Genomic DNA, 26,922 nt, shown 5'->3' with positions numbered 1-26,922 from the left:
ACAGGTTTAGTTGCTGGGTTTTGTTCCGGATTATCAGTAACAGGTTTAGTTGCTGGGTTTTGTTCCGGATTATCAGTAACAGGTTTAGTTGCTGGATCTTGCTCCGGATTATCAGTAACAGGTTTAGCCACTGGATCTTGCACTGGTTTATTAGTATCCTGTTTGGTGCCAGCTTCTTTAGAGTCTTCTACCTGAACAGGAACTGATATAGGCTGAACCATTGTTCCTAAAGGAAAAGCGATTTGAACTGATTTTTCCCCAGTTTTTAAAGTTGAGTTAAACACGGTATCAACTTTAATTTTTCCTTTAGCGTCTTTCAAATTTTCTACTTGATCATTAAATATTAATTTTAATTTATTATCTTTAGCTGTTATAAAATATTGACCAATATTTTTTTGATCTGTTACTAAATTCCCTTGCAAATCTTTAGATACTTTTAATGCAAGTGGTATTTGAACTACTGCTGTATCATTTGCGTGTGCAACTTGTTGATCCTTTATTGACCAAGCGTATTCTACTTGAATGGTTGATCCTATCTTTACTAAGTTGTTAGGATTTAATGCTTCGTCAATAATATGATTCGTTGCATCTTTCATTTCAACAGTGTCAAATAAGGAATCTCCTGTTAAGGTTTCCGCTTTTACTTGATTGTATGGAAAACTAGCAAGTTGCGAAAATAGTACGAATACAATTAAACATACATTGAAAAGTTTTTTCATGTTTCCTCCTCTGAACATTCATTTGTCCATTGGGGACTTATTCCATATGAACAAATGGAATATTAAAAGTATTTGTTATAAGCTATTTATTTTTTGCTATCCCTCCGTTTCGATACGCGTTCTCAGACAAACAGGATTATGTTCAAAGTAGTATTGTTTAACGTAAAACAAAATGTATATTTACACAGTTCTGTGGAAATATACACAATTCGACAAAAAATGTCGAAAAAAATACTGATATAAAGAATGATATCAGACCTTTATATGTGAGATAGTTTTCATGTATATCTAGTAAAAAAGAATGGTTATAAAGGTAAGTTTTACGATACATACTAACCAAGGTAGTGTATCCCTTTGTGAAGGCTTATTTTGCCTTAAAGTTATGTGGAAATAAAAATCTAGATAGGGTTGGTTTTGGTCAGAATGAAGACAATATGTACTTTGAAAATAGTTGTTTATTTTGTCTAAAGAGAGTTGTGCGATTAGTGGACCGAAGTTGAAAGATGATAGTTTCTTACATTGTTAGAGGAATATAAGGATTACAGAATATTCGACTAACCCGTTACTACGGTCATTTTTGAGACTGTTTAAGCAGTAAAAAAGAAGGTGTTTTCCTCCTTAGTTACAATATCTTTTTAGTAAAGATAAGCTTAAGTAACCTCCGCTAAAGATTATATACTTAAATGATAAAGAGTTCAACAATAGTTCACATATTTTCCCAAAATTAAAAAACGGCTGTTCTATGTGGAATAAATCTACAAAACAGCCGTTTTTTATATTAGATTTCTGTTAAGATTATTGGTTCACCACGTGTTACGACAACGGTATGTTCACATTGTGCAACAAGGCTTTTATCAGGTGTAACGAATGTCCAACCGTCGTCACCGCGCTCAATAATATGATCAGCTTTCATAGAGATGAACGGTTCAACAGCGATAACAAGACCGTCTTTTAGAAGCGCATTATCCATTGGATCATAGTAGCTTAAAATATGATTTGGTGCTTCATGTAAGCTAAGACCAATGCCGTGACCAGTTAAGTTTTGAATAACATTGTATCCACTTTTATGTGCGAAGTTTGAAACAGCACGACCAATTTGATTTTGTTTTGAGCCAGCTTTAACCTTTTTCATTGCTGCCCAAAATGCATCAACTGCTGCTTGGCAAAGCTTCTCTTTTGCTTCGTCTTCTCCAAGTACAAAGGAAATACCTGTATCTGCATAATAGCCATCAAGTGCAGCAGATACGTCGACGTTTACTAAGTCGCCTTCTTTTAATACACGATCTCCTGGAATACCATGAGCAACTTCTTCATTTACACTAATGCAAGTTACACCTGGAAAATCATATTCTTTTTCAGGTGCAGAAATAGCACCATGCTCATCTAATACTTTTTTACCGATCAAATCAAGCTCTTTCGTTGTCATACCTGGCTTCGCTTCTTTTTTCATTTCTTCACGTGCAAGCGCAACGATGCGGCCGATTTTTCGTAAGCCTTCTAAATCTTGTTCATTACGAATAATCATGAAAACCACTGTCCTTCCTCGAATATATATCTTACCCGATTGTATCATGTTTATTTTCGTCCTGCTACTCGCTTGCAGTATGCGGATTGATTCCTCTCATAAAGAATACATGACAATTGTCATATCGATGTCATGACGCATCATACTGTTTCCTAAGTTTTCCAAGTAATACAATGTAAATATAAGAAACAGCGGGGGTGGAGAGATGGAAAAGATTATTGAAGTAAATGGTGTTTCTAAAACATTTAAACATAAAAACGCAGTAAATAACGTTTCATTTCATGTAAATAAAGGAGAAATCGTAGCATTGCTTGGACCGAATGGTGCGGGTAAAACAACGACGATGTCAATGATGCTTGGATTAAAGGATCCAACGGAAGGAACTGTTTCTATATTTGGAAAGAGTCCAAAGCATAGAGATGTTCGTAATAGCCTCGGTGCGATGTTACAAGAAGTAAGTGTCATTGATAGTATTACAGTCGAAGAGGCAATTGAGTTGTTCCGTAGTTATTATACGAGTCCGGTAGAGAAAGCAACGTTATTACAGCTATCAAATTTAGAATCGGAGCGAAAGCAAAGATGTGAGAAATTATCAGGTGGGCAAAAAAGAAGGTTAAACTTTGCACTCGCACTTGCAGGAAATCCAGATTTGCTATTTTTAGATGAACCGACAGTTGGAATGGATATTACGTCTCGAAGAACGTTTTGGGAAACGATTCGAAAGTTAGCAAGTGAAGGGAAAACGATTATTTTAACGACGCATTATTTAGAAGAAGCAGATGCTTTAGCGAATCGTATCTTATTATTTGCGAATGGAAAGATTATCGCAGATGGTACACCAGACGAAATGAAAGCAACGATTTCGCGAAAAACAATCACATTTTACTCGAAGGAAAGCATTCCTACAAAGTTACTAAAGGAATTACCAAATGTAACAGAAGTAAAGTCAAACGAAGGACGCTTCATTTTAACAACAGAGGATACGGATGCAACTTTAAAAGCCATTTATCAAAGGAGTTTACCTGTAACAGATGTTTCAGTTGAACGTGGAAGCCTTGATGAAGCATTTGAACAGTTCGTCGCAAATCAGAAGGGGGAAATCGCATGAGAGCGTTATGGATGCAGTGTAAAATAGAAATTTTACGTACATTTCGCAATAAATTATTTATCTTTTTCTCATTATTAATGCCTGTTATGTTTTACTACATTTTCACAAATGTTGTTCAAGTACCACAAAACGGAGATGCGTGGAAAGCACACTATTTAATTTCGATGGCAACTTTCAGTATTGTAGGGACTGCACTCTTTAGTTTTGGTGTGAGACTTTCTCAGGAAAGAGGGCAAGGATGGACACATCTTTTGAAAATCACACCACTTCCAGAGGGTGCGTATATAACTGCTAAAATTATTGCCCAAACAGTGGTGAATGCTTTTTCAATCTTAGTTATTTTTATAGCAGGGATATTGATTAATCATGTTGAGTTAACAGTAGGGCAATGGATTGGTGCGGGGTTATGGTTATTGTTAGGGGTAACACCATTTTTAGCGTTAGGAACAGTAATAGGTTCCATTAAGAAAGCGGACGCAGCTGCTGGCTTAGCAAATATCTTAAATATGAGTTTAGCTATAGTTGGTGGGTTATGGATGCCGATTGAAGTATTCCCAAAAATATTAAGAACGATTGGTGAATGGACACCGACATACCATTTCGGAAGTGGTGCGTGGGATATTGTAGCTGGAAAATCAATTGGATGGGAAAATATCGCGGTATTAGGAGGTTATTTCTTTATATTTGTTGTAGTATCAATATATATAAGAAAAAGACAGGAAGCGGTATAAATGATAGAGAAGAAGAGGATTGAGATTTTTCCGAAACATATGGGATTCTTCCCGTATATGTGGTTTGTTTATCTATTATTTCCAATTTATCACTTAGCGCAGGCATCAGGATGGAAGCTTGTAATAGGAAGCGGTATGTTGATAATTTTTATCGTCACATACCGTCAGCTTTATTTTGTTCAGAGGACGTTTGTTTTTTGGGCGTGTATTCAAATGGTACTCATCTTTTTATTTGCTTTATTTTATAATCCTTTTATGATATTTTTTGGCTTTTTCACAGCAAGTGCGATGGGATTTGCGCCAAATAAGAAAGTATTTCGAGTGCTGTTATGTTCGTTAGTTATAATGCTTGGAGCATTTTTATTTGTAAATATGAGTCAACTAACAACTACAAGTTTAGTAAATATCGTTCCGATGTTTATTTTAATGCTTCTTACGCCATTTGGTATGCGCAATTTTAATCAGAAAAAGATGTTAAAGAACCAGCTGAATGAAGCAAACGAGCAAATTAAAGACTTAGTAAAACGTGAAGAACGGCAGCGGATTGCAAGAGATCTTCATGATACATTAGGGCATACGTTATCTCTTATTACTTTGAAAAGTCAGCTCGTTGAGAAGTTAATTGTGAAAAATCCAGAGCGTGCAAGTGCGGAAGCGAAGGAAATTACACAGACATCTCGTACAGCCTTAAAACAGCTGAGAGAATTAATTTCTGATATGCGCATGATTACGGTAGAAGAAGAGTTGGAGCAAATAAAAGCGATCTTACAAGCAGCTAATATTGAATTAGAAGTGAGGCAAGAAGCCAGCTCAAGCTCGTTATCACCAATTGAACAAAATATTGTCGGGATGTGTTTACGTGAGGCCGTTACAAATGTTGTAAAACATAGCAAGGCAACGAGGTGCACGGTTTCTATATTAGAATCGCAAGGTGAGCTGATTTTGAAAGTAGAAGATAACGGAATCGGTTTAATGGATCAAAATCATGATGGAAATGGTATCCGCGGCATGAAAGAACGAATTGCTCTTATTGATGGATTTGTTGAACTAGGTGCAATCAATCCAGGGACGCTATTAACAGTAAAAGTTCCAGTTGTTATTAGAACAGGAAAAGATGAGGTGAGGGCATGATTCGAATTATTATTGCAGAAGATCAACGGATGCTTCGTGGTGCATTAGGAGCTCTACTTGATCTAGAAGATGATATCGAAGTAATTGGACAAGCGGCAAATGGGGAAGAGGCCCTAAAATTAATTGAGTCGTTAAAACCAGATATAAGTATTATGGATATTGAAATGCCGATTCAAAGTGGATTAGATGTTGCTGAAACGTTAAAGAAAGAAAAATCATCATGCAAAGTAATGATTTTAACCACATTTGCACGGCCGGGATATTTTGAAAGAGCAATGAAAGCTGGTGTGCACGGCTATTTATTAAAGGATAGCCCAAGTGAAGATTTAGCGGCAGCAATTCGTAATGTAATGAAGGGGAAACGAGAGGTCTCCCAAGATTTAATGTTTGGCTTATGGCAGGAGCAAAATCCGTTATCAGATCGAGAAAAGGAAGTATTGTTGCTTGCGAAAGAAGGAAAGACCGCAAACGAAATTGCGAAGGCACTTTATCTTTCACCGGGTACAGTACGTAATTATATTTCTGAAGTATTAACGAAGCTCGATGCGAAAAATAGAATTGAGGCAATTACAATTGCGGAAGAAAAGGGTTGGATATAAAAAGAAGGTTACCTATGAGAGGTAACCTTCTTTTTATAATTATTGTACTTCTATTACTTGATTTACTTTTTGTAACGACTTGTAACCATGCGCTTCAAATGCCTTTGCAAATTCATTTGATACGTCAGTGCCATATAAATCTTTTGCAGCTTGTACGATGTGAGATTGAAGTGATTCAAAGTCTTCAGCGGAAGTTGCGTAATTTTGCAATGCACGCATAACAACTTTGCTTACTTTTTCATTGCCCTGTTTTTGAACAGCAACACCGTTATATGTTTTACCTTCAGCTAATTGATATAATACGTGACTAATAATACCAGAATTCACGTGTGATTCTTGATTATTACCATCGTTATAGAAATCTTGTAAATTTGTATATAGTTTATGACCGCCGTCACCAATTTCCCTTGGGATATCACGAATTGTTAGGCCACCTAATGTATCGCCCATAATCCAGTTTCCTTTATCTTTCTTTACGTAATATTCGATTTGTGTACCCCAGAAATCCGCTAACCCTTCGTTTAGTGCGGATGTTTCAGCGCTTGGATATCTCACGACTTTATTTTTCGTCGTGCCACTGAATACAGCATGTCCAAATTCATGAGCTGTTACATCAAGAGCTGATGTTAGTTTTCCGTCTAAACCATCACCAAATACCATTTGGTTCCAAGCAGGATGCCAAAATGCATTTACATAGTCTTCTTTTACACCATCACTAACTTCAGTAGAATCAAAACCGTGTACACTAGCAACAACTTTTGAATCTTTATTGTCGTAACTTTTTAGATTATGTTCTTTCTTAAAGTAATCATAAATATCACTCATGTTCTTCATAGCGCCCGCGGCTTCTTTATCTACAAAATTAGGAGTGCTACTTGAAATTAGTGTCCCTGGATAACCAGCTTGACTATATCCCCCGAGGGAATCGGCGTAGTTTGCATTATAAATATAAATACCATTTCCGCGTGATAAATCGGCTAAATAAAATTTTCCATCAGTTCCTTTGGCAATATTGAAAGAGATGTTTTCTTGAAGTGCATTTTTCCCAGTTCCTTGCTCACTTGCAGAGGATAATCTAGGTGATGTTACTTGATTTATAGTCTTATTCTCTTTGTTTTTAATGAATTTTTCTTGGAAAAGTACTTCGCCAGTTTTTAGATCAACGATAGCATTGCCGTTTATAATTTGTTCATTGTTTTCATAAGTAAATGTAATAACAGTTGCGAATGTATAATAGCCGTCTTTCTTCTTATAAACAACGTTTTCGCTAGAGAATTCTGTCTCAACTGCATCACTTGGAATTTGAACTATATCGCGTAATTTAGATTTTACTTCATTTTTCGACAAAAAATTTGTTATAGTAAGATTAGGTTGTTGATTTAAATTTTGAACAACTTTACCACTAACAGTTGTGATCACTCCATTTTTATCTACTTTTACAATGAGATCTTGGCCATATACTTTATAGTTTTTATATGTTTGTGCGAGGCGAACTTCGGTTTGATTTTCTTTGTTTTCTTTATTTGTAGGTTGGAAATCTACATTTTTTTCAGTAGTGACTTGTTCTTGTTGAGCTTTAGCCCCATTTACCTCACCTTTTAAATATTTTTTAGCAATATTTTCTTTCGTATCATTTTGAGGTTGTGTTAATTTCCCGATGGTTAAACCAGGCTGAGCAATTTCAACTTTTACTTCACTTTTGTCCAATTCTTGAGCATGAATAGCTTCTGTTGATAAAGGATAAAGAAGACCGAATGTAACGAAAGCACTGGCAAGTTTTCTATAATTCATCTATAACACTCCTAATCTATTATTGTATGTGAGATGAATTGTATGAAAAATTTGCCGAATTTTATATATATTATGCATTATTTCATATCAAAAATTGTCGAATTCACATTATTGTAGTGGTATGACAACTTAAAAAATTAGATTGTTATAATGGGATGGTGAGTAAGTATGCACGCAGAGAAATTAGGAAGTGAAATTAAGAAAATTAGAGTGTTGAGAGGATTAACACAAAAACAGTTATCCGAGAACATATGTCATCAATCGGAAGTAAGCAGAATTGAATCGGGTGCAGTATACCCAAGTATGGATATATTGCAAGGTATTGCAGCAAAATTACAAATTCCCATTATTCATTTTTATGAGGTACTCATTTATTCGGATATTGAAAGAAAAAAACAGTTTAAAGATCAAGTCATTATGCTTTGTAAGCAAAAAAGATATAAAGAAATTTATAATAAAGTATGGAATGAGCTGAAAAAGGAAGAATATCATCCTGAATTCCAGCAATTTCTTCAATGGCAATATTATGTAGCTGCTTACGTATTGAAAAAAGTCGATTACGAATATTGTATTTTAGAATTAAAGAAATTGCTCAATCAACAATTGACAGGAATAGATGTATATCAGAATCTTTATATTGAAAACGCAATTGCAAACATTTATGCTGAAAATGGCTATTTGAAGAAGGGTATTGATTTATTTGAACAAATATTAAAACAATTAGAGGCATTGCATGATAATGAAGAATTTGACGTGAAGGTAAGGTATAATCATGCAAAAGCATTATACTTAGATAGTCGATATGAAGAATCACTTTATCAAGTAAATAAAGCGATTGAAATATCATGCCGAATTAATAGTATGGCATTAATTGGACAGCTATATTATCAAAGAGGTGAATGCCTAAGGAAGTTGGAGTATGAAGAGGCAGAGATTGAAGATGCATATAAGAAGGCAAGTTTCTTTTTTGATATATTAGAAATGCATGCATATAAAGAAGCGCTTGTAAATAAAATCAGCAGATAAACAACCTAAAAAGTGGATATGCATAATTGCATACAATGTGAATAAATTTTCATGATATATTAAAAGTAAAAAATGTGGGTGATGGAATATGAAGAAATTACTTATTGGTAGTTTATTAACGTTAGCAATGGCATGGGGTATTTCATTAGGTGATACAGCATTAGAGAAAAGTCAAATAATTTCTCATAATGATCAAGAGGTACAAGTAGCTGCAGATTTACCTTTTGAGTTTTAAAAAACAACCGCCTTATTTAGACGGTTGTTTTTTTATGGAGTAACATCCAAACGTCTTTACTAGAAACAGGTTTGCTAATAAAGAACCCTTGAATGTGATCACAATTTTGTCTATGTAAAAAGTCCCATTCTTCTTCTGTTTCTACACCTTCTGCAATCACTTCTAAATTTAGTTCTTTTGATAGTGTAATAATGGAAGAGACAATTGCTTCTTCTAAAGGGCTAGTTGTAATTCCACAAATAAACTCTCGAGCAATTTTTAATGTGTTAATTGGATATTTTGTTAAATAAGCTAAAGAACTATAACCAGTTCCAAAGTCATCGATTGAAATTTGAATACCGAGATTTTGAAGTTGTTCTAGTTTTGCAACTACAGATTGATTTTGATTAATTGCGATGCTTTCCGTAATTTCAATATCTAGTGCTTCTGGTTTCAGTTCTGTTTCTTCCAACACCTTTGAAATAGTTGGGATTAAATCTGCATGGTTAAATTGAACAACAGATAAATTCACACCAACTTTTAAGTGAGAAAACCCTTGATTATGCCATCTTTTTGCCTCTAAACAGGCAGTACGTAAAATCCAATTGCCAAGTTCAATAATAAAACCGGTTTCCTCTGCTAGAGGGATAAATTGGGCAGGAGATACGATACCGAGTTTTGGATGCTTCCAACGTATTAATGCTTCAAAACCGATAATTTGTTTTGTTTTTGTGCTTACTTGTGGCTGATATTCAAGGAAAAATTCATTTTGTTGTAATGCTTTTGAAAGTTCACCTTCTAAGAATTGAATTTCATTTTGAGCAATACTCATTTCTTTTGAGAAGAAAACAAATCTGTTTTTTCCATTTGCCTTCGCACGGTACATAGCCATATCAGCATTTTTCATTAACTCATTTACATCAGTTCCATAATCAGGATACATCGCAATTCCGATACTTGGTGTAATAGAGAGTTCTTCGCCTTGAATGAAGAATGGTTTGTTTAAAATAGTTAAAATCTGTTCAGCTATAAAAATTGCACTTTTTTCTGAGTACATTTCTGGTAATAGAATTGTAAACTCATCTCCACCTTGGCGAGCGACGACATCTTTTGAACGCAAGCAACCGCGTAGTCTTTTTGCTACTTCAATTAATAATAAATCTCCGACGTCATGACCAAGTCTATCGTTAATTTTTTTAAATCGATCTAAATCAAGGAATATGACAGCAACATCATTTGCGTTAGTTTGTGCTGTATTTAACATGGCTTTTAAATCCTTTTCGAATTTTCGGCGATTTGGTAATCCAGTAAGTGCATCGTGAAAGGCTAAATGCTCTACTTGTTTTTGTTTTTCATATAAAGTGGTAATATCACGCGCTATCCCAAACATTCCGACCACTTCTTTGTTTATAAAAATAGGGATAAGTGTAATATGGAGATAATAATAATAGCCTTCTTGTTCTTTTGTACGAACTTCTAACGTTTGTGGCCTGCCTTCCTTTGTAATTTGTAAAGCCTTCTTTAGTAGTTCGTGGTCTTTTGAATCAATGAAGTGTACCAGAGTATAGCTTGCTACTTCGCAATAATAGGCAGTAAATAAGCTTTCGCACGCCTTATTAGATTGTTGAAAAATACCATTCATATTTAAAGAGAAAACGGCATCGGGATGATCTTCGAATAAAGATTTATAGCGTTGTTCACTTTTTGATAATGCAAATGCACCTTCTTCAACTTCGTCCTCTAGTTGTGTAGTCAACTGTTCGTATGTAAGGATTAGTGCTTGATTATCTTTCCATATGTAAAGTTGTCTCAAGAATAACAAAATAAGTGATAATACGAGACCAATTAACATAAATTTATCATCCCAAGGTTGAATGATAATAAAGGAAAAAGTAATAATTATACTAAAATAAGGTAGTATGAAACGTACATAATCGAATCGATAATATTTTGCTTTCGTTTCATGTTGCATTGGTTTATCCAAGATATATAGTATGGAAGAAAGTCCAATTAATAAAATAGAAGCAGTGTGTATTAAATAATTAAATTCAGGAGAAGTTTTCATCCCAAAATTTAATTGAAACAGATGAATGTAACCATATACGAGTATAATAGTGAAACCGATAATTAATGCGATTCTACTAGAAGAATATTGTTCTCTTCTATATAGACTAATAACTGCGTAAATTACTAATGATTGTGCAATAAAATAGCCAATTAAAATCCAAGTTTCCTTTGTTAGCATACGGAAGCTTGAAAGGTCCAAGATAAAAGTTAAAGTGAAATAAATGTTCATAATAACAATAAAGATGCTATCGAATGAAAATTGAGCAAGACCCTTAATAGAGTAAATTTTTATAAACTTTATAGCAAATCCAACAAAGAGTAAAACATATTGTATGATAAAAAAAGGTAATGCTTTATATGAGAATATAACTTGCTCATGAATAGAAAGTGAATGAAGGAATAAAGTTATCTCCATAGCTAACCCGCATAGACAAGTACATAATAATAAAATCCAAAATAATTTATCACCATGCGTCATTTTTCTAATCGCTTTACATAAGCAATAGCAAGAAAAAAGTGCAGCGAAACAGAATAAGAAAAGAATCCCGATTTCTTTTATATTCAACTCATTTGGTATAAGGAATATCCAAAGAGCAAATATAAATATGTATATTATGACAGATTGTATATACTTTTTTTGATTAATCATATTATGACTCCGTTTCAATAAAGTTGAATCTCGGGGAGAAAATGCTAATTTAAATAATAGCATATAAAATAGAATATTTTTTACTATAAAAATTACTTTTTTGAAATAATGGTGCAAAGTTACAATTTACCACTGTAACTTTGCACCACCTATTCTTTTAATTCCTCTTATAGCAGAAAGTTCATCTATTAATTGGAATAGTGCTAAGTCTTTTTGTTTACTTTCAATCATAATATCGAAATTATGATTGTTTTTTTTTGCAACGTGTAAGAAGGGCTTAATAAACTCTAAATCGATATATTCAGCATGAGCCCTAAATTCTTTTTCCGATCTCGGGGAGGAAATGTGAACTTTAGGAGAGATATTTGTATGTGACCAAGTTTCAAAAATTGCAGGAAGCAACCCCTCTAGTGGTTCCTCGCAAAGATTGGCCATATGATGATGATAATCAAATACAAATGGGATATTTTCTTTTTGGCAAATTGATAAAGTTTCAGAAGTTGTATATGTTTTATCATCGTTTTCAAGAGTCATTTGTTTTTTTATATGTGCAGGAAGTTTTTTTATGTTTTCATGGAAGCGCTCAATTGCCTTTTCTTTATTTCCATAGGCTCCACCTACATGAATATTAATGTAAGAAGAATCTGCAATGCCTATAGCATCCAATATTTTATAATGATAGGTCATATCCGTAATAGCGTTAGTAGTAATATGTGGCTTGTCGCTTGTAAATAACGTAAATTGATTTGGATGAAAACTTATTCGTAAATTGTGTTCTTTAATTAAAGCGCCTATTTTACGCCAAAGTGGTGTGAATACCCCAATATAGTCAAATTCGACTTCGGGATGTGTTGCAAGTGGAACGATGGAAGACGATAGGCGATATAGCGGGATTTCATGCGCTATATTGTAATGAAGGATACGTATTGTGTGCTCTAAATTTTGCCTTATAACATGGTACAGTTTGTCTTCTCGCTCTTGTTTACTGAGTTTTTTAAAGCTTGTAAACGTCATTGTTTTGGCAGGAGAACAGTCCCAGAGTGCCATTGCATGTGAGACATATCCAAATCGCATAATCATATGAGATACACCTCTTTTATTCATTGTCTTTCCTATAAAAAGAAAGCAAACATTGTTCCAATCCATTCCTTTCCTCTATCGATAAGAGAAGGTGGGTTTACATCGCTATAGGAAAGTACGGATGCATTCTCTAGATCTTCATGGAATTTATTTTTTACTGTTTGAATGAAATGTTTATTATATAACAGGCAGTTTATTTCATGGTTAATATATAAACTTCTCATATCAAAGTTTGCTGTTCCGATATCACAAATATCATCATCCACTATAATAATTTTGGCGTGAAAAAAACCTTGTTGAAATGCGTAAATATTGCAACCAGCCTGTATTAATTTTCGGCAGTACGGGAATTTTGCTTCTCGAACGAGAGGGTGATCAGCTTTTTCTGGAACGAGAATTGTGATTTGAACCCCTCTTTCTCTTGCTTTTAATAAGGCATCCATAATTTTTTTCCCTGGAATGAAATATGGTGTACCGATAAAGATTTCTTTTTTCGCCTCTCTAATTAAATGTAAAAAAGTATGCTGTAAATAAGCACCATCAGTCGGAATAAATTGATGTAGGATGGTACCTTTGTGTTGTTTTGGAAAATAGAGAGAAGCATTCAATAAATTCTGTTTCGTATCATCAAACCAGTCATGCAAAAATTGCTTTTGTAAATCTTGAACCCCTTCTCCTGTAAGACGTAAATGATAGTCTCGCCATAATCCTAAATTTTCATTATGCCCTAGATATTCTTCGCCGATATTAAATCCCCCGATATAACCGGTTTTCCCATCAATCACTGTAATTTTTCTATGATTTCTTTGATTGGCAGAAAAGAAAGGAAGAGGAAACTTTACCTTATGACAAAATGAAAAAGATACACCATGTTTTTGCAGGGAGCGAATAGATTCGTTTGATAAATAATGGCTGCCAAATCGATCAAGTAAAAGTCGTACTTCAATTCCTTCCTGAGCCTTATCAATCAGCAACTTTAAAAATTCACGACTGATTTTATCGTTTTTTACAATGAAGAATAAAATATGAATGTGGTGCTGTGCTTGTTTTATATCAGTAAATAAGGCATCGTACAAATCTTTCCCGTATGTATAAAGGTGAAAATCACTTTGACGTAAAGGGAAAGTGCGAGAGCTTACCCGTTTTAAATGAAGAAATCTCCCGTATGAAAGGTCAATTGTAATCCAAAGAGCAATGGATATTAACAAAAGAGATAAGTAGAGCATCAGTGAATTCCCTCCTTCGCATTCTTTTCACCTTCAGTTTGTTACAAATGATACGGGTAGCACGGCTGTTATTATAAATTTCATCAGATGATAGTATGTTGCACTGATTAAAGTTTCACTTTACCCCGCTTAAACGGGCAGTAAGCTTCCTACTTCAAAAATTGATGAATAAGCAGAAGTTAGTTTGGAAATCAACTGCCCGTAAAAGCCCGATTGGTTCAACTAATAATCAGTGGGGGATGAACCACCCCCGCTGATTAAAGTTTCACTTTACCCCGCTTTAAAGGGCAGTAAGCTTCCTGCTTCAAAAATTGATGAATAAGCAGAAGTTAGTTTGGAAATCGACTGCCCGTAAAAGCCCGATTGGTTCAACTAATAATCAGTGGGGGATGAACCCCCCTACTGATTAAAGTTTCACTTTATAGTTTCACCGAAATAAACAGCTTTATGAAAAAATGTGTTGTTCTATAACAAAAAACTGTTGACTGAATGCTCACTCATTATATAATGGGGGTAGGGGATATAATTCAGAAAATTATATATTTTTGAAGATTCAAAAAAGAAAGAGGGCTTACAAAGAGAGGGGTAGCATAAAAATGAATAGCTTACTGATCATTAATTGGCTGGCTGCCATTGCTGTTATTGCTTATGCAGGATATTTGTTTGTATATCTTATACGGACGAGAATGGCCTACATACAATTAGGAAAAAAAATTGAATTTGACCGTCGTTTTAAAGAGCGTTGGGATCTCCTTAAGGTCAATGTTTTCGGTCAGAAAAAGCTGCTGAAAGATAAGAAAAGCGGCATCATTCACGTTATGTTCTTTTACGGATTTATTCTTGTCCAATTTGGAGCAATTGACTTCGTTTGGAAAGGACTCGCACCAGGATCACATCTTCCACTTGGACCACTATACCCTGCATTTACATTCTTCCAGGAAATTGTCACACTTGTTATTTTAATTGCAGTATTTTGGGCTTTTCATAGACGTTATGTAGAAAAGCTTGTTCGTTTAAAACGTAACTTCAAATCAGGTCTTGTTCTTATCTTTATCGGTGGTTTAATGATTTCTGTGCTACTTGGTAACGGTATGGGACTTATATGGCATGGCGAGGAGCTTTCATGGAGTGAACCAATCGCTTCTGCAATCGCTTACGTTTTTAGCGGGATAAATGAAACCGTAGCCATTTCAGTGTTCTATTTTTCTTGGTGGGTGCATTTACTAATTTTGTTAACGTTTTTAGTGTATGTTCCACAATCAAAACATGCGCATTTAATTGCGGGACCAGCTAATGTATTCTTCGGTCGTCTTTCAAACCCAGGGAAGCTTGAAAAGATTGATTTTGAAGATGAAACGCAAGAAACATTTGGTGTTGGTAAAATTGAAGACTTTAGACAAAATCAACTTATTGACTTATACGCTTGTGTAGAGTGTGGCCGTTGTACAAATATGTGTCCGGCAACAGGTACAGGAAAAATGTTATCGCCGATGGACTTAATTTTAAAACTTCGAGATCATTTAACTGATAAAGGAGCTGCGGTAACATCAAAAGCACCGTGGGTTCCAGTAGTTGCCTTCAATAATACACAAGGAAATCAGTTAGCGATGATGGCAGCTGGAAAAGGACAACAAGAATCAGCGGCTACAACGTTCGCTTACGATCCGAGTTTAATCGGAGATGTTATTACAGAGGAAGAGATTTGGGCATGTACAACGTGTCGTAACTGTGAAGATCAATGTCCAGTTATGAATGAGCATGTTGACAAAATTATTGATTTACGTCGATATCTCGTTTTAACAGAAGGAAAAATGGACGCGGAAGCACAACGCGCGATGACAAATATCGAGCGTCAAGGGAATCCGTGGGGTCTGAACCGTAAAGAGCGTGAAACATGGCGCCAAGGTGATGACGAAGTAACAGTTCCGACTGTAAAAGAAAAATCAAAAGCTGGTGAGGAATTCGAGTATTTATTCTGGGTTGGTTCAATGGGATCATACGACAACCGTAGTCAGAAGATTGCAATATCATTTGCGAAGTTAATGAACGAAGCAGGCATTTCATTCGCAATTCTCGGTAATAAAGAAAAGAATTCTGGAGATACACCACGCCGCCTTGGAAATGAATTTGTATTCCAAGAGATGGCGACAAAGAATATCGAAGAATTTGAAAAGGCAGGAGTGAAGAAAATCGTTACGATTGATCCTCATGCTTATAACACATTTAAAAATGAGTATCCGGACTTTGGCTTGCAAGCAGAAGTCTATCATCATACAGAATTGTTAGCTCAGTGGGTGAAAGAAGGGCGCTTAAAGCCTGTTCACGCTATTGAAGAAACAGTTACGTACCATGATTCCTGTTATTTAGGAAGATACAACGAAGTGTACGAAGCGCCACGTGACATTTTGAAAGCGATTCCTGGAGTGAATCTTGTAGAAATGGCACGTAACCGTGAAACTGGAATGTGCTGTGGCGCAGGTGGTGGCTTAATGTGGATGGAAGAAACAACAGGTTCTCGTATTAACGTTGCTCGTACAGAACAAGCATTAGCTGTACAGCCATCCATTATCGGTACAGGTTGTCCATATTGCTTAACGATGATCAGTGATGGAACGAAAGCGAAAGAGGTAGAAGAGAAAGTCCAAACTCTTGATGTGACAGAGATTTTAGAACGATCTGTTATCGGACAGAAAAAAGAAGCGATGTAGTTTGTAAGAATGTATACAACTTTAGAAAGAGGTGCAATGATTGCACCTCTTCTCAACGTAGGGATACCGAGCGAGCGCTCAGTGTTAAAAAATGAAATGGGGGAGAGAAACATGAGTAAAACAGTTATTTTAAGTGCTGCAAGAACACCAGTTGGAAAATTTGGAGGATCTTTAAAAGATGTAAAAGCGACGGAACTTGGAGGAATTGCAATTAAAGCAGCGCTTGAAAGAGCGAATGTTGCGGCTAGTGATGTTGAAGAAGTTATATTTGGAACGGTTATTCAAGGTGGACAGGGACAAATTCCATCGCGCCAAGCTGCAAGGGCTGCTGGAATCCCTTGGGAAGTACAGACGGAAACAGTCAATAAAGTTTGTGCATCAGGGCTTCGTGCGGTTACGTTAGCGGATCAGATTATTCGTACTGGCGATCAATCACTGATTGTAGCTGGCGGTATGGAGTCGATGAGTAACAGTCCTTACATTTTACGCGGAGCAAGATGGGGATACAGAATGGGAAACAACGAAGTTATTGATTTAAACGTTGCTGACGGTTTAACATGCGCATTTTCAGGTACACACATGGGTGTTTATGGCGGAGAAGTTGCGAAGGAAGATGGAATTTCTCGCGAAGCGCAAGATGAATGGGCATATCGTAGCCATCAGCGTGCGGTTTCAGCGCATAAAGAAGGACGTTTTGAAGAGGAGATTGTGCCAGTAACGATCCCGCAAAGAAAAGGCGATCCTATTGTCGTTGCAAAGGATGAGGCGCCGCGTGAAGATACAACGATTGAAAAGTTAGCAAAGTTAAAACCAGTATTTGATAAGACAGCAGCGGTGACAGCTGGTAATGCGCCAGGACTAAACGATGGTGGTGCTGCACTTGTATTAATGAGCGAAGACAGAGCGAAGCAAGAAGGAAGAAAGCCATTAGCGACAATTTTGGCGCATACAGCAATTGCAGTGGAATCTAAAGATTTCCCAAGAACGCCAGGTTATGCAATTAACGCATTGCTTGAAAAAACGGGCAAGACAATTGAAGACATCGATTTATTCGAGATTAATGAAGCATTTGCAGCGGTAGCAATTGCAAGTACAGAAATCGCAGGAATTGATCCAGAAAAATTGAATGTAAATGGCGGCGCAGTGGCGATGGGACATCCGATTGGAGCAAGCGGAGCGCGCATTATCGTAACATTAATCCATGCACTTAAGCAGCGCGGCGGCGGAATTGGAATTGCTTCGATTTGTAGCGGTGGCGGTCAAGGGGACGCAGTGATGATTGAAGTTCAGAGGGTATAAAATTTATTAACAATTAAGGGGGAAGAAAAAATGGGTGTACAAAAGATTGTTGTAATTGGTGCAGGGCAAATGGGATCAGGGATTGCGCAAGTATGTGCAATGGCAGGGTATGACGTGAAGGTACAAGATTTAAAACAAGAGCAATTAGATAGAGGATTGGCTATCATTACGAAAAACTTAGCGCGCCAAGTAGAAAAAGGACGCATGAAGGAAGAAGAGAAGGAAGAAACATTAAATCGTCTTACAGTAACGCTTGATTTAGATTGTGTGAAAGAAGCGGATCTTATTATTGAAGCAGCTGTTGAGAAAATGGATATTAAAAAGAAAATATTTGCGAATCTAGATGAAATCGCACCAGATCACGCTATTTTAGCAACGAATACGTCATCTCTACCAATTACAGAAATTGCAGCGGTAACGAAACGTCCGGAAAAGGTAATTGGTATGCACTTTATGAATCCAGTTCCAGTTATGAAGCTTGTTGAGATTATTCGTGGTTTGGCTACAGATGATGCGGTATATGAAGCAATTAAAGATATTACGAAAAAAATTGGAAAAGTACCAGTTGAAGTAAATGATTTCCCAGGTTTCGTATCAAACCGCATTTTGCTACCGATGATTAACGAAGCAATTTATACGTTATATGAAGGTGTAGCGACGAAAGAAGCAATTGATGAAGTAATGAAGCTTGGTATGAACCATCCGATGGGGCCTTTGACGCTCGCTGATTTTATCGGTTTAGATACATGTTTATACATTATGGAAGTGTTGCATGAAGGATTAGGAGATAGTAAATATCGCCCATGTCCGTTATTACGTAAGTATGTGAATGCAGGATGGTTAGGTCGTAAAACAGGTCGTGGATTCTACGTTTACGAATAAATTCCCCCTTTGTTACAAAATAGTGGTCTTACCAAATTGTTAAGAGGATATATAGCAAATGGAGGCGGAGTATATGAACTTTCGTTTTAATGAAGAGCAGCAAATGATGAGGAAAATGGTTCGGGATTTTGCACAGAAGGAAATAGCTCCCTTTGTTCCTAGCATGGAACAAGGGGTGTTCCCAAAAGAGATTTTGCAAAAGATGGGTGAGCTTGGATTAATGGGTATTCCAGCGCCTGCGAAATACGGCGGGGCAGAAATGGATTTTATTTCTTACATTCTAGCAATTGAGGAGATCTCAAAGGTAAGTGCAACAGTTGGTGTAATTTTAGCTGTACATACGTCAGTTGGAATGAATCCGATTTTATATTTCGGAACAGAAGAACAGAAGAAAAAATATGTTTCTAAACTTGCAACCGGGGAATATTTAGGTGCATTTGCTTTAACAGAGCCAAATGCAGGATCAGATGCAGGGAGTTTGAAATCAAGAGCTGTGAAAAAAGGCGATCATTATATTATTAATGGATCGAAAGTGTTTATTACAAATGGTGGTGAAGCAAGTACATACATTGTATTCGCTTCTACAAATCCAGAGGCAGGGAAAAGCGGGATTTCAGCATTTATAGTAGAGAAAGATACACCTGGTTTAATCATCGGAAAAGATGAACATAAGATGGGGCTTCTCGGTTCTCGTACAGTACAACTTACTTTTGAAGATATGAAAGTGCCAGCGGAGAATTTACTTGGGGAAGAAGGACAAGGATTCAAGGTGGCGATGGCGAATTTAGATGTTGGGCGAATTGGAATCGGTGCACAGGCGTTAGGAATTGCTGAAGCGGCGCTTGCATGTGCGATTGATTATGCAAAAGAACGAGAGCAATTTGGGAAACCGATTGCGGCGCAGCAAGGGATTGGCTTCAAACTTGCAGATATGGCAACGAGTGTCGAAGCAGCAAGGTTACTCGTATATAGAGCGGCATCTCTTAGGGCACAAGGATTACCATGCGGTAAAGAAGCATCTATTGCAAAATTATTTGCTTCTAAGACAGCGGTTGAAGTCGCGATTGAGGCGGTGCAAGTATTTGGTGGTTACGGTTATACGAAAGACTATCCAGTAGAAAGATTTTTCCGTGATGCGAAAATCACGCAAATATATGAGGGAACGAGTGAAATACAGAAACTTGTTATTAGCCGTGCTTTATAAAAGGACGAGGGGGAGACGGAGATGCATTTTAAACTATCAGAAGAACATGAAATGATAAGAAAAATGGTTCGAGATTTTGCTAAGAATGAAGTGGCGCCAACAGCAGCTGAGCGTGATGAGGAAGAGCGATTTGATCGAGAGTTATTTGATCAAATGGCAGAGCTTGGTTTAACCGGTATTCCATGGCCTGAAGAGTACGGTGGAATTGGAAGCGATTACTTAGCGTACGTAATTGCTATTGAAGAATTATCTCGAGTTTGTGCTTCAACAGGTGTAACACTATCTGCACATACTTCACTTGCGGGATGGCCAATTTTTAAATTTGGGACGGAAGAACAAAAGCAAAAGTTTTTACGACCGATGGCTGAAGGGAAGAAAATTGGTGCATACGGTTTAACGGAGCCAGGATCTGGATCGGATGCTGGTGGAATGAAGACAATCGCAAAGAGAGATGGCGACCATTATATTTTAAATGGATCAAAAATTTTCATTACAAATGGCGGTATTGCTGATATTTATGTTGTTTTTGCGCTAACTGATCCTGAATCGAAGCAGCGCGGTACGAGTGCATTTATTGTAGAAAGCGATACACCAGGATTTTCAGTTGGGAAGAAGGAGAGCAAGCTAGGGATTCGCTCTTCACCAACGACTGAAATTATGTTTGAAGATTGCCGTATTCCCGTAGAGAATCTACTTGGAGAAGAGGGGCAAGGATTTAAAGTTGCGATGCAAACATTAGATGGAGGTCGTAACGGTATTGCGGCGCAAGCTGTTGGTATTGCACAAGGGGCTTTAGATGCTTCTGTAGAATATGCAAGGGAGCGCCATCAATTTGGAAAGCCAATTGCGGCGCAGCAAGGGATTGGCTTTAAACTTGCGGATATGGCAACAGATGTAGAAGCGGCACGCCTTTTAACATATCAAGCGGCTTGGCTTGAATCAAAAGGGCTTCCGTATGGAAAAGAATCGGCGATGTCAAAAGTATTTGCAGGGGATACAGCGATGAAGGTGACGACTGAAGCGGTGCAAGTATTTGGTGGTTACGGTTATACGAAAGATTATCCAGTAGAACGTTATATGCGAGATGCAAAGATTACACAAATATATGAAGGAACACAAGAGATTCAGAGGCTTGTAATTTCTCGTATGTTAACGAAGTAGGAACGAAAGCGTAGGTATTTTCCTACGCTTTTTCCTTCCAAAAAATAATAGAGAGAGGTGAAGGGAATGGTTAAACATAATGTACATGCATCGGTGAAAGATGAAAAATTAGTTGCGTTAAGACGTGAACAAATGATTAAAGGTGCGGTGCAACTGTTTAAACAAAAAGGATTTCCGCGTACCACAACGAGAGAGATTGCAAAAGCGGCTGGGTTTAGTATAGGGACACTTTATGAGTACATTCGTACAAAAGATGATGTTTTGTATTTAGTTTGTGATAGTATATATGAACATGTAAAAGAACGATTAGAGGAAGTAGTCTGTACAGAAAAAGGGAGTATAGAAAGTTTAAAGGTAGCGATAACGAATTACTTTAAAGTGATGGACGAATTACAAGAAGAAGTATTAATTATGTATCAAGAAGTACGTTTTTTACCGAAAGAATCTCTCCCATATGTATTAGAAAAAGAGTTTCAAATGGTAGGAATGTTTGAGGATATTTTAGAACAGTGTACGGAAAACGGAACATTTATATTAAATAAAAAAGAAATACAGCTTCTTGCACATAATATTTTTATACAAGGACAAATGTGGGGGTTTAGACGCTGGGCGCTGCAAAAACTGTATACGCTCGAAGAATATACAGAAATGCAAATTAGGTATGTGTTACAAGGTGCCCATATGCTTCCGAAATAAGGAACAGACAAATTATTAATTTTATTGCCATATAAAAGTTTCCCGTTTTTTTTGTAGCATATTTGTGCGACTTTTGTTTATAATGAATAGTATGGATTTTTTTAGGCAGACCGTTATATATAAGGTTATATTTGATGAAAGGAAGTGCCGCATAAGTGAATTTTAAGCAATATTCACCAGAAGAGCTAAAAGAATGTTCAATGATTGAAGTTGTACATAGCGTTTTAGGGGATAAAAGACAAGCAACGACATTCAACGAGTTGGTTCAAGAAATCGCTCAAGTGCTGGGACTATCTCAAGAGCAAGTTAATGCGAAACTCGCACAATTTTATACAGACTTAAACATCGATGGACGTTTCATTAATTTAGGAGAAAATCGTTGGGGACTACGCAGCTGGTACCCATATGAGCAAATTGATGAAGAAATCTTACCGCAGCCAAAACCGAAGAAAAAACGTAAAGTTGAAGAAGACGGTTTTGACGACTACATTGAAGAAGATGAAGATGACTTTGACGATGCAGACGGAAATGCAGACGAAGAAGATGATGTAGAAGATTTGGACAAGGTTCTTGAAGATGAAGACGGAGACGACGATGATCTTGATGATTTAGATGAAGATGAAGAAGACGACTTCGCTGAAGAAGAACTTGAGTATGATGAAACTGAAGAAGAAGAAGAGGAAGAACTGTAGTTCTTGACTTTTCATTATCGTCCATGTAGAATCATTTTTGGGCTCTTTAAAAAAGGACGATAATACTTTTAAAGTGTAAATATAAAAGAAAATTGCTCCCTACTTATTACTTTATGTGATGAGGGGAGCAATTTTCTTTTTTGTTTTTTGTTTAGAAAATAAAAAGAGTCTAACAATAAGATGGATACAGTGTTATCTACATACGTTGCGCTTTGCAACGGTGATTATATAACAGCAAAATAGAAGGGAGCTTTTTCATGACTAAGTATATTTTTGTAACAGGCGGTGTAGTATCGTCTTTAGGAAAAGGTATTACAGCAGCATCTCTTGGAAGACTTTTAAAAAATCGTGGTTTAAATGTAACGATTCAAAAGTTTGATCCATACATTAACGTAGACCCAGGGACTATGAGCCCATACCAACACGGTGAGGTATTCGTAACAGATGATGGCGCAGAAACTGACTTAGACCTTGGTCACTATGAGCGTTTTATCGACATTAACTTAAACAAATACAGCAACGTAACAACAGGTAAAATTTACTCTTCAGTTCTTCAAAAAGAGCGTCGCGGTGAATATCTAGGAGGAACAGTTCAAGTTATTCCTCATATTACTAACGAAATTAAAGAGCGCGTATATCGTTCTGGCCGTGAAACAAATGCGGATGTTGTTATTACAGAAATCGGTGGAACTGTTGGTGATATCGAGTCTCTACCATTCTTAGAAGCAATCCGTCAAATTAAGAGCGACATTGGTCGTGACAATGTAATGTACATTCACTGTACGTTAATCCCGTACTTAAAAGCAGCGGGTGAAATGAAAACAAAACCGACGCAACATAGCGTTAAAGAGCTTCGTAGCTTAGGTATTCAACCAAACATTATCGTTGTTCGTACAGAACTTCCTGTTTCTCAAGATATGAAAGACAAGCTTGCATTATTCTGTGACATCGATACAAAAGCAGTTATCGAAGCACGCGATGCAGATACTTTATATGCGGTTCCATTATCTCTTCAAGAACAAAACATGGACCAAATCGTTTGTGACCACTTAAAATTAGACAATCCAGCTGCAGATATGACAGAGTGGACTGCGCTAGTTAACAAAGTACGTAATCTTTCTAAGAAAACAAAAATCGCTCTTGTTGGTAAATATGTAGAACTTCAAGATGCATATATTTCTGTTGTAGAAGCACTTCGTCATGCTGGTTACTCATTCGACACAGATGTAGAAGTAAAATGGGTAAATGCTGAGCACGTAACAGCAGAAAATGTACAAGAATTAGTAGGAGACACAGATGGTATCCTTGTACCAGGTGGCTTCGGTGATCGTGGTGTAGAAGGTAAAATCGTTGCGATTCAATATGCTCGTGAAAACAAAGTTCCATTCTTAGGAATTTGCTTAGGTATGCAACTTGCATCAATCGAATTCGCACGTAATGTATTAGGTTTAGAAGGTGCTAACTCTTCTGAAATCAACCCTGATACACCATATGCAATCATTGACTTATTACCAGAGCAAAAAGATGTAGAGGACCTAGGTGGTACACTTCGTCTTGGTCTATACCCATGTAAGCTTGCTGAAGAAACAAATGCTTACAATGCTTATAATGAGCCGGTTGTATATGAGCGTCATCGTCATCGTTATGAGTTCAACAATCAGTTCCGTCCGGATATGGAAAAAGAAGGATTTGTATTCTCTGGTACAAGCCCAGACGGCCGTCTAGTTGAAATCATTGAATTAAAAGACCATCCTTGGTTCGTGGCAGCACAGTTCCATCCAGAACTTGTTTCTCGTCCAAACCGTCCACAACCATTGTTCCATGACTTCGTAAGAGCTTCTATTACGAATAAAGAGAGCAAGTAATAAAAAAAGCGCCTGAAATAAGGCGCTTTTTTTAATATTCATTTAACATTTCATCGATTGTAAATTTGATTCCGTGATAAGCAAATAAAGCTACTATTAAGCTTGGGAACCCGTAGCGATTACCTTCATCGTCTGGAATAAGACCTTTTAACAGTTTTGTATCAATATGTACGTCTGTATATTGTTCCAGTGATTCCGTACCTTTTTGAAGAGCAGAAATGCCGACAATAGAGTGTCCCTCTTCTTGTAGTTTTTTTGCAATTTCTACAACCGCTTCATCTGTTGAAAAACGGCTAATAAGAAGTACACGATCTGCAGAGGTTACTTCTGCTTCTTTACCATTTTCAAATAAGCGTTTTGCTTGCTTCATTGGTTCAGCACCGAATAGTGCTTCGGCAACAACGCCCTCCATTTCATTTGTACCATATAAATAAATGAAACCATCGCCAACTAGTGCTTGAGCAAGTAAACGAGCACTATCTTCTATATTCATTTCCTCTTTTTGGGAAACTCTGGAGAAATAACCACTTAATTGAGTTGAAAAAATTTTTAACATAATGTTACTCCCTTCGTACGTGTTTGCCGGCTTTCATTATAATTTATTTTTTTCGAAAGGTGAAATCGTAGGGTAGCATAACAAAATAGGAAACGGTAAAATAAGAAAGAATAGGAAGGGATTTGCCAAAGAATAGCGAAAATAAATCGTTAAGATATAAGAAGCTTTAAATCTTGTACTTACACAGAAAGGTTGGGAATTATGGAAGGTAAAATTTTAATCGTTGATGATCAATATGGGATTCGTGTTTTATTACATGAAGTGTTCCAAAAAGAAGGTTATCAGACATTCCAAGCAGCGAATGGATTTCAAGCTTTAGATATCGTGAAAAAAGATAATCCAGATTTAGTAGTGTTAGATATGAAAATTCCAGGCATGGATGGTATAGAGATTTTAAAGCATGTAAAAGAAATTGATGAGAGTATTAAAGTAATTTTAATGACTGCTTATGGAGAGCTTGATATGATTCAAGAAGCAAAAGATTTAGGTGCTTTAATGCATTTTGCTAAACCATTTGATATTGATGAAATTCGTCAAGCTGTGAGAGAGCAACTTGCTGTAGAGGCGTAAAAAATGAATTTTTTATAAAAAATATGGAAAAAAGCGTTTACATGGACTATTGAGCAGGTGAATACAGTTGAGTTTTTGAGTACAAGTTGTTATCCTATTGAGTGTAGAAAAAAGTCCGGTAGGTAAATATACATAATTTACCTTATCCTGGTCATACTACCAGCGATAAGAATTTATCGGATACAAAAAACGTTTTTTAGGAGGATTCACCATGCCTTTAGTTTCTATGAAAGAAATGCTAAACACAGCACTAGAAGGAAAATACGCAGTTGGTCAATTCAACATGAACAACTTAGAGTGGACTCAAGCTATCTTAGCTGCTGCGGAAGAAGAAAAATCTCCTGTAATCCTAGGTGTATCTGAGGGTGCAGCTCGTCATATGACTGGTTTCAAAACAGTTGTAGCTATGGTTAAAGCTTTAATCGAAGAAATGAACATCACTGTTCCTGTAGCGATTCACCTTGACCATGGTTCAAGCTTTGAAAAATGTAAAGAAGCAATCGATGCAGGTTTCACATCTGTAATGATCGACGCTTCTCACCACCCATTCGAAGAAAACGTTGAAACTACTAAAAAAGTAGTAGAATACGCACACGCTCGTAACGTATCTGTTGAAGCTGAGCTTGGAACAGTTGGCGGACAAGAAGACGACATTATCGCTGAAGGCGTAATTTACGCTGATCCTGCAGAGTGTAAACACCTTGTTGAAGCAACAGGTATCGATTGCCTAGCTCCAGCTTTAGGTTCTGTACACGGTCCTTACAAAGGTGAGCCTAACTTAGGATTCGCTGAAATGGAACAAGTTCGTGACTTCACTGGCGTACCTTTAGTATTACACGGTGGTACTGGTATCCCAACTGCTGATATCGTAAAAGCTATCTCTTTAGGTACTTCAAAAATCAACGTAAACACTGAGAACCAAATCGAGTTTACAAAAGCTGTTCGTGAAGTATTAAACAAAGACCAAGAAGTTTACGATCCTCGTAAATTTATTGGACCTGGCCGTGACGCTATTAAAGCAACTGTTGCTGGTAAAATGCGTGAGTTCGGTTCTAACGGTAAAGCGTAAGAATAAAATTCCGTTTTGGAAACCGTCTAGTCTTTTAGACGGTTTCCTTTCGTTGTATAATGAAAGCGTGAACAAGTCTAAAGATTTTATCATTTTTGGTTTTTAAATAGAAAATAATGTGCATAGTCCTATTAATAAATGTGATAACGTATCTAAATTGATAAAGTAAATTCGATGAATAGTTGATCTTTATATATTTGTGCTACAGGAGAAATGAATATAATGATTTCCTATTTATCCCGCATTAAAGGGCAGTAAGACCCCCACCTCAAAATTTAGTGGAAGCAAAGAAGTTAGGTGGGGATCAACTGCCCGTAAAAGCCCGATTGGTTCAACTAATAATTAGTGGGGGAT

The 26,922-nt window shown here is 36.6% G+C and carries 23 protein-coding genes; 16 read left to right on the top strand and 7 right to left on the bottom strand.

The features are described from left to right. Both RT27_RS10450 and map read right to left on the bottom strand, forming a co-directional pair. Positions 1-719 (bottom strand): Ig-like domain-containing protein (locus RT27_RS10450; RefSeq protein ID WP_043936050.1); only part of this gene is annotated, 719 nt, incomplete at its 3' end. Positions 720-1,497: 778 nt separating this feature from the next. Next, positions 1,498-2,292, bottom strand: a complete 795-nt coding sequence (map, locus tag RT27_RS10445) for a type I methionyl aminopeptidase (RefSeq protein WP_016079625.1) — start codon at positions 2,290-2,292, stop codon at positions 1,498-1,500. A 157-nt stretch (positions 2,293-2,449) separates the two neighbouring features. Here map and RT27_RS10440 point away from each other — a divergent pair, with 157 nt between their 5' ends. The 4 genes from RT27_RS10440 to RT27_RS10425 are packed head-to-tail and all read left to right on the top strand — an operon-like array spanning position 2,450 to position 5,813. Beyond that, positions 2,450-3,352, top strand: a complete 903-nt coding sequence (locus tag RT27_RS10440) for an ABC transporter ATP-binding protein (RefSeq protein WP_016079626.1) — start codon at positions 2,450-2,452, stop codon at positions 3,350-3,352. Next, entirely contained in the window at positions 3,349-4,083 is a 735-nt protein-coding gene (locus RT27_RS10435) for an ABC transporter permease (protein ID WP_043936048.1), read from the top strand. The genes RT27_RS10440 and RT27_RS10435 overlap by 4 nt, the downstream gene beginning before the upstream one ends. Next, positions 4,084-5,214, top strand: coding sequence for a sensor histidine kinase (locus RT27_RS10430; protein ID WP_016079627.1), 1,131 nt, complete (start codon positions 4,084-4,086; stop codon positions 5,212-5,214). Next, positions 5,211-5,813 (top strand): response regulator transcription factor, encoded by a 603-nt coding sequence (locus RT27_RS10425; protein WP_016079628.1) that lies wholly within the window; start codon positions 5,211-5,213, stop codon positions 5,811-5,813. The genes RT27_RS10430 and RT27_RS10425 overlap by 4 nt, the downstream gene beginning before the upstream one ends. Positions 5,814-5,852: 39 nt before the next feature. Here RT27_RS10425 and RT27_RS10420 read toward each other — a convergent pair whose 3' ends face one another. Continuing rightward, positions 5,853-7,604: a M4 family metallopeptidase gene (locus RT27_RS10420; protein WP_043936046.1), complete on the bottom strand. Its 1,752-nt coding sequence runs from the start codon at positions 7,602-7,604 to the stop codon at positions 5,853-5,855. A 168-nt stretch (positions 7,605-7,772) separates the two neighbouring features. On the opposite strand from RT27_RS10420, the gene RT27_RS10415 reads away from it, so the two are divergent. Both RT27_RS10415 and RT27_RS10410 read left to right on the top strand, forming a co-directional pair. After that, positions 7,773-8,630, top strand: a complete 858-nt coding sequence (locus tag RT27_RS10415) for a helix-turn-helix domain-containing protein (RefSeq protein WP_016079630.1) — start codon at positions 7,773-7,775, stop codon at positions 8,628-8,630. Between the two features lie 88 nt (positions 8,631-8,718). Beyond that, complete coding sequence (locus RT27_RS10410; RefSeq protein WP_016079631.1) at positions 8,719-8,865, top strand: quorum-sensing peptide PapR; 147 nt, start codon at positions 8,719-8,721, stop codon at positions 8,863-8,865. A gap of 16 nt (positions 8,866-8,881) precedes the next feature. On the opposite strand, the gene RT27_RS10405 is transcribed toward RT27_RS10410, so the two are convergent. From RT27_RS10405 to cls, 3 genes are all read right to left on the bottom strand, one after another. Continuing rightward, positions 8,882-11,560 carry a DUF4084 domain-containing protein gene (locus RT27_RS10405; RefSeq protein WP_016079632.1) on the bottom strand — a complete coding sequence of 893 codons (2,679 nt, stop codon included), beginning with the start codon at positions 11,558-11,560 and terminating at the stop codon, positions 8,882-8,884. A gap of 126 nt (positions 11,561-11,686) precedes the next feature. Further along, a complete protein-coding gene (gene uvsE, locus RT27_RS10400; protein ID WP_016079633.1) occupies positions 11,687-12,640 on the bottom strand; it encodes a UV DNA damage repair endonuclease UvsE in 954 nt (317 codons plus the stop codon). A gap of 32 nt (positions 12,641-12,672) precedes the next feature. Then, complete coding sequence (gene cls, locus RT27_RS10395) at positions 12,673-13,866, bottom strand: cardiolipin synthase (protein ID WP_016079634.1); 1,194 nt, start codon at positions 13,864-13,866, stop codon at positions 12,673-12,675. Positions 13,867-14,462: 596 nt separating this feature from the next. On the opposite strand from cls, the gene RT27_RS10390 reads away from it, so the two are divergent. From RT27_RS10390 to pyrG, 8 genes are all read left to right on the top strand, one after another. After that, the gene (locus RT27_RS10390; protein ID WP_043936044.1) at positions 14,463-16,574 is read left to right on the top strand and encodes a (Fe-S)-binding protein; all 2,112 of its coding nucleotides are present in this window, start codon (positions 14,463-14,465) and stop codon (positions 16,572-16,574) included. A 9-nt stretch (positions 16,575-16,583) separates the two neighbouring features. Beyond that, on the top strand, positions 16,584-17,873 hold the full coding sequence (locus RT27_RS10385) for an acetyl-CoA C-acetyltransferase (RefSeq protein WP_043936043.1): 1,290 nt from the start codon (positions 16,584-16,586) through the stop codon (positions 17,871-17,873). Positions 17,874-17,903: 30 nt separating this feature from the next. Next, the gene (locus tag RT27_RS10380; RefSeq protein WP_043936041.1) at positions 17,904-18,755 is read left to right on the top strand and encodes a 3-hydroxybutyryl-CoA dehydrogenase; all 852 of its coding nucleotides are present in this window, start codon (positions 17,904-17,906) and stop codon (positions 18,753-18,755) included. 73 nt (positions 18,756-18,828) lie between these two features. Beyond that, the gene (locus tag RT27_RS10375) at positions 18,829-19,959 is read left to right on the top strand and encodes an acyl-CoA dehydrogenase (RefSeq protein ID WP_001011174.1); all 1,131 of its coding nucleotides are present in this window, start codon (positions 18,829-18,831) and stop codon (positions 19,957-19,959) included. 21 nt (positions 19,960-19,980) lie between these two features. After that, positions 19,981-21,120 carry an acyl-CoA dehydrogenase AcdA gene (acdA, locus tag RT27_RS10370; RefSeq protein ID WP_043936038.1) on the top strand — a complete coding sequence of 380 codons (1,140 nt, stop codon included), beginning with the start codon at positions 19,981-19,983 and terminating at the stop codon, positions 21,118-21,120. A 66-nt stretch (positions 21,121-21,186) separates the two neighbouring features. Continuing rightward, positions 21,187-21,816, top strand: a complete 630-nt coding sequence (locus RT27_RS10365; RefSeq protein ID WP_000238601.1) for a TetR/AcrR family transcriptional regulator — start codon at positions 21,187-21,189, stop codon at positions 21,814-21,816. 155 nt (positions 21,817-21,971) lie between these two features. Continuing rightward, positions 21,972-22,508: a DNA-directed RNA polymerase subunit delta gene (gene rpoE, locus RT27_RS10360; protein WP_016079638.1), complete on the top strand. Its 537-nt coding sequence runs from the start codon at positions 21,972-21,974 to the stop codon at positions 22,506-22,508. A 257-nt stretch (positions 22,509-22,765) separates the two neighbouring features. Further along, entirely contained in the window at positions 22,766-24,373 is a 1,608-nt protein-coding gene (gene pyrG / locus RT27_RS10355) for a CTP synthase (protein ID WP_016079639.1), read from the top strand. A gap of 31 nt (positions 24,374-24,404) precedes the next feature. On the opposite strand, the gene RT27_RS10350 is transcribed toward pyrG, so the two are convergent. Then, positions 24,405-24,929, bottom strand: coding sequence for a DUF2529 domain-containing protein (locus RT27_RS10350; protein WP_016079640.1), 525 nt, complete (start codon positions 24,927-24,929; stop codon positions 24,405-24,407). A 201-nt stretch (positions 24,930-25,130) separates the two neighbouring features. Here RT27_RS10350 and spo0F point away from each other — a divergent pair, with 201 nt between their 5' ends. Beyond that, a complete protein-coding gene (spo0F, locus tag RT27_RS10345) occupies positions 25,131-25,499 on the top strand; it encodes a sporulation initiation phosphotransferase Spo0F (protein WP_000398593.1) in 369 nt (122 codons plus the stop codon). Positions 25,500-25,710: 211 nt separating this feature from the next. Beyond that, positions 25,711-26,568, top strand: a complete 858-nt coding sequence (locus RT27_RS10340) for a class II fructose-bisphosphate aldolase (protein ID WP_001131859.1) — start codon at positions 25,711-25,713, stop codon at positions 26,566-26,568. Positions 26,569-26,922: the final 354 nt, after the last annotated feature.

The sequence above is a fragment of the Bacillus sp. L_1B0_5 genome, from assembly GCF_000836715.1.
In the GTDB taxonomy this organism is placed as follows: domain Bacteria; phylum Bacillota; class Bacilli; order Bacillales; family Bacillaceae_G; genus Bacillus_A; species Bacillus_A thuringiensis_S.
The sequence above is the reverse complement of the archived record's forward strand: the minus strand, read 5'-3'. Positions and strand labels throughout refer to the sequence as shown.

Coding starts and splice junctions, on each gene's coding strand:
- RT27_RS10430 (WP_016079627.1), top strand. CDS start 4,084: ATGATAGAGAAGAAGAGGATTGAGATTTTTCCGAAACATATGGGATTC.
- RT27_RS10340 (WP_001131859.1), top strand. CDS start 25,711: ATGCCTTTAGTTTCTATGAAAGAAATGCTAAACACAGCACTAGAAGGA.
- RT27_RS10390 (WP_043936044.1), top strand. CDS start 14,463: ATGAATAGCTTACTGATCATTAATTGGCTGGCTGCCATTGCTGTTATT.
- RT27_RS10380 (WP_043936041.1), top strand. CDS start 17,904: ATGGGTGTACAAAAGATTGTTGTAATTGGTGCAGGGCAAATGGGATCA.
- acdA (WP_043936038.1), top strand. CDS start 19,981: ATGCATTTTAAACTATCAGAAGAACATGAAATGATAAGAAAAATGGTT.
- RT27_RS10410 (WP_016079631.1), top strand. CDS start 8,719: ATGAAGAAATTACTTATTGGTAGTTTATTAACGTTAGCAATGGCATGG.
- RT27_RS10350 (WP_016079640.1), bottom strand. CDS start 24,929: ATGTTAAAAATTTTTTCAACTCAATTAAGTGGTTATTTCTCCAGAGTT.
- RT27_RS10385 (WP_043936043.1), top strand. CDS start 16,584: ATGTATACAACTTTAGAAAGAGGTGCAATGATTGCACCTCTTCTCAAC.
- pyrG (WP_016079639.1), top strand. CDS start 22,766: ATGACTAAGTATATTTTTGTAACAGGCGGTGTAGTATCGTCTTTAGGA.
- RT27_RS10375 (WP_001011174.1), top strand. CDS start 18,829: ATGAACTTTCGTTTTAATGAAGAGCAGCAAATGATGAGGAAAATGGTT.
- RT27_RS10405 (WP_016079632.1), bottom strand. CDS start 11,560: ATGATTAATCAAAAAAAGTATATACAATCTGTCATAATATACATATTT.
- RT27_RS10420 (WP_043936046.1), bottom strand. CDS start 7,604: ATGAATTATAGAAAACTTGCCAGTGCTTTCGTTACATTCGGTCTTCTT.
- cls (WP_016079634.1), bottom strand. CDS start 13,866: ATGCTCTACTTATCTCTTTTGTTAATATCCATTGCTCTTTGGATTACA.
- spo0F (WP_000398593.1), top strand. CDS start 25,131: ATGGAAGGTAAAATTTTAATCGTTGATGATCAATATGGGATTCGTGTT.
- RT27_RS10425 (WP_016079628.1), top strand. CDS start 5,211: ATGATTCGAATTATTATTGCAGAAGATCAACGGATGCTTCGTGGTGCA.
- uvsE (WP_016079633.1), bottom strand. CDS start 12,640: ATGATTATGCGATTTGGATATGTCTCACATGCAATGGCACTCTGGGAC.
- map (WP_016079625.1), bottom strand. CDS start 2,292: ATGATACAATCGGGTAAGATATATATTCGAGGAAGGACAGTGGTTTTC.
- RT27_RS10435 (WP_043936048.1), top strand. CDS start 3,349: ATGAGAGCGTTATGGATGCAGTGTAAAATAGAAATTTTACGTACATTT.
- RT27_RS10440 (WP_016079626.1), top strand. CDS start 2,450: ATGGAAAAGATTATTGAAGTAAATGGTGTTTCTAAAACATTTAAACAT.
- RT27_RS10415 (WP_016079630.1), top strand. CDS start 7,773: ATGCACGCAGAGAAATTAGGAAGTGAAATTAAGAAAATTAGAGTGTTG.
- RT27_RS10365 (WP_000238601.1), top strand. CDS start 21,187: ATGGTTAAACATAATGTACATGCATCGGTGAAAGATGAAAAATTAGTT.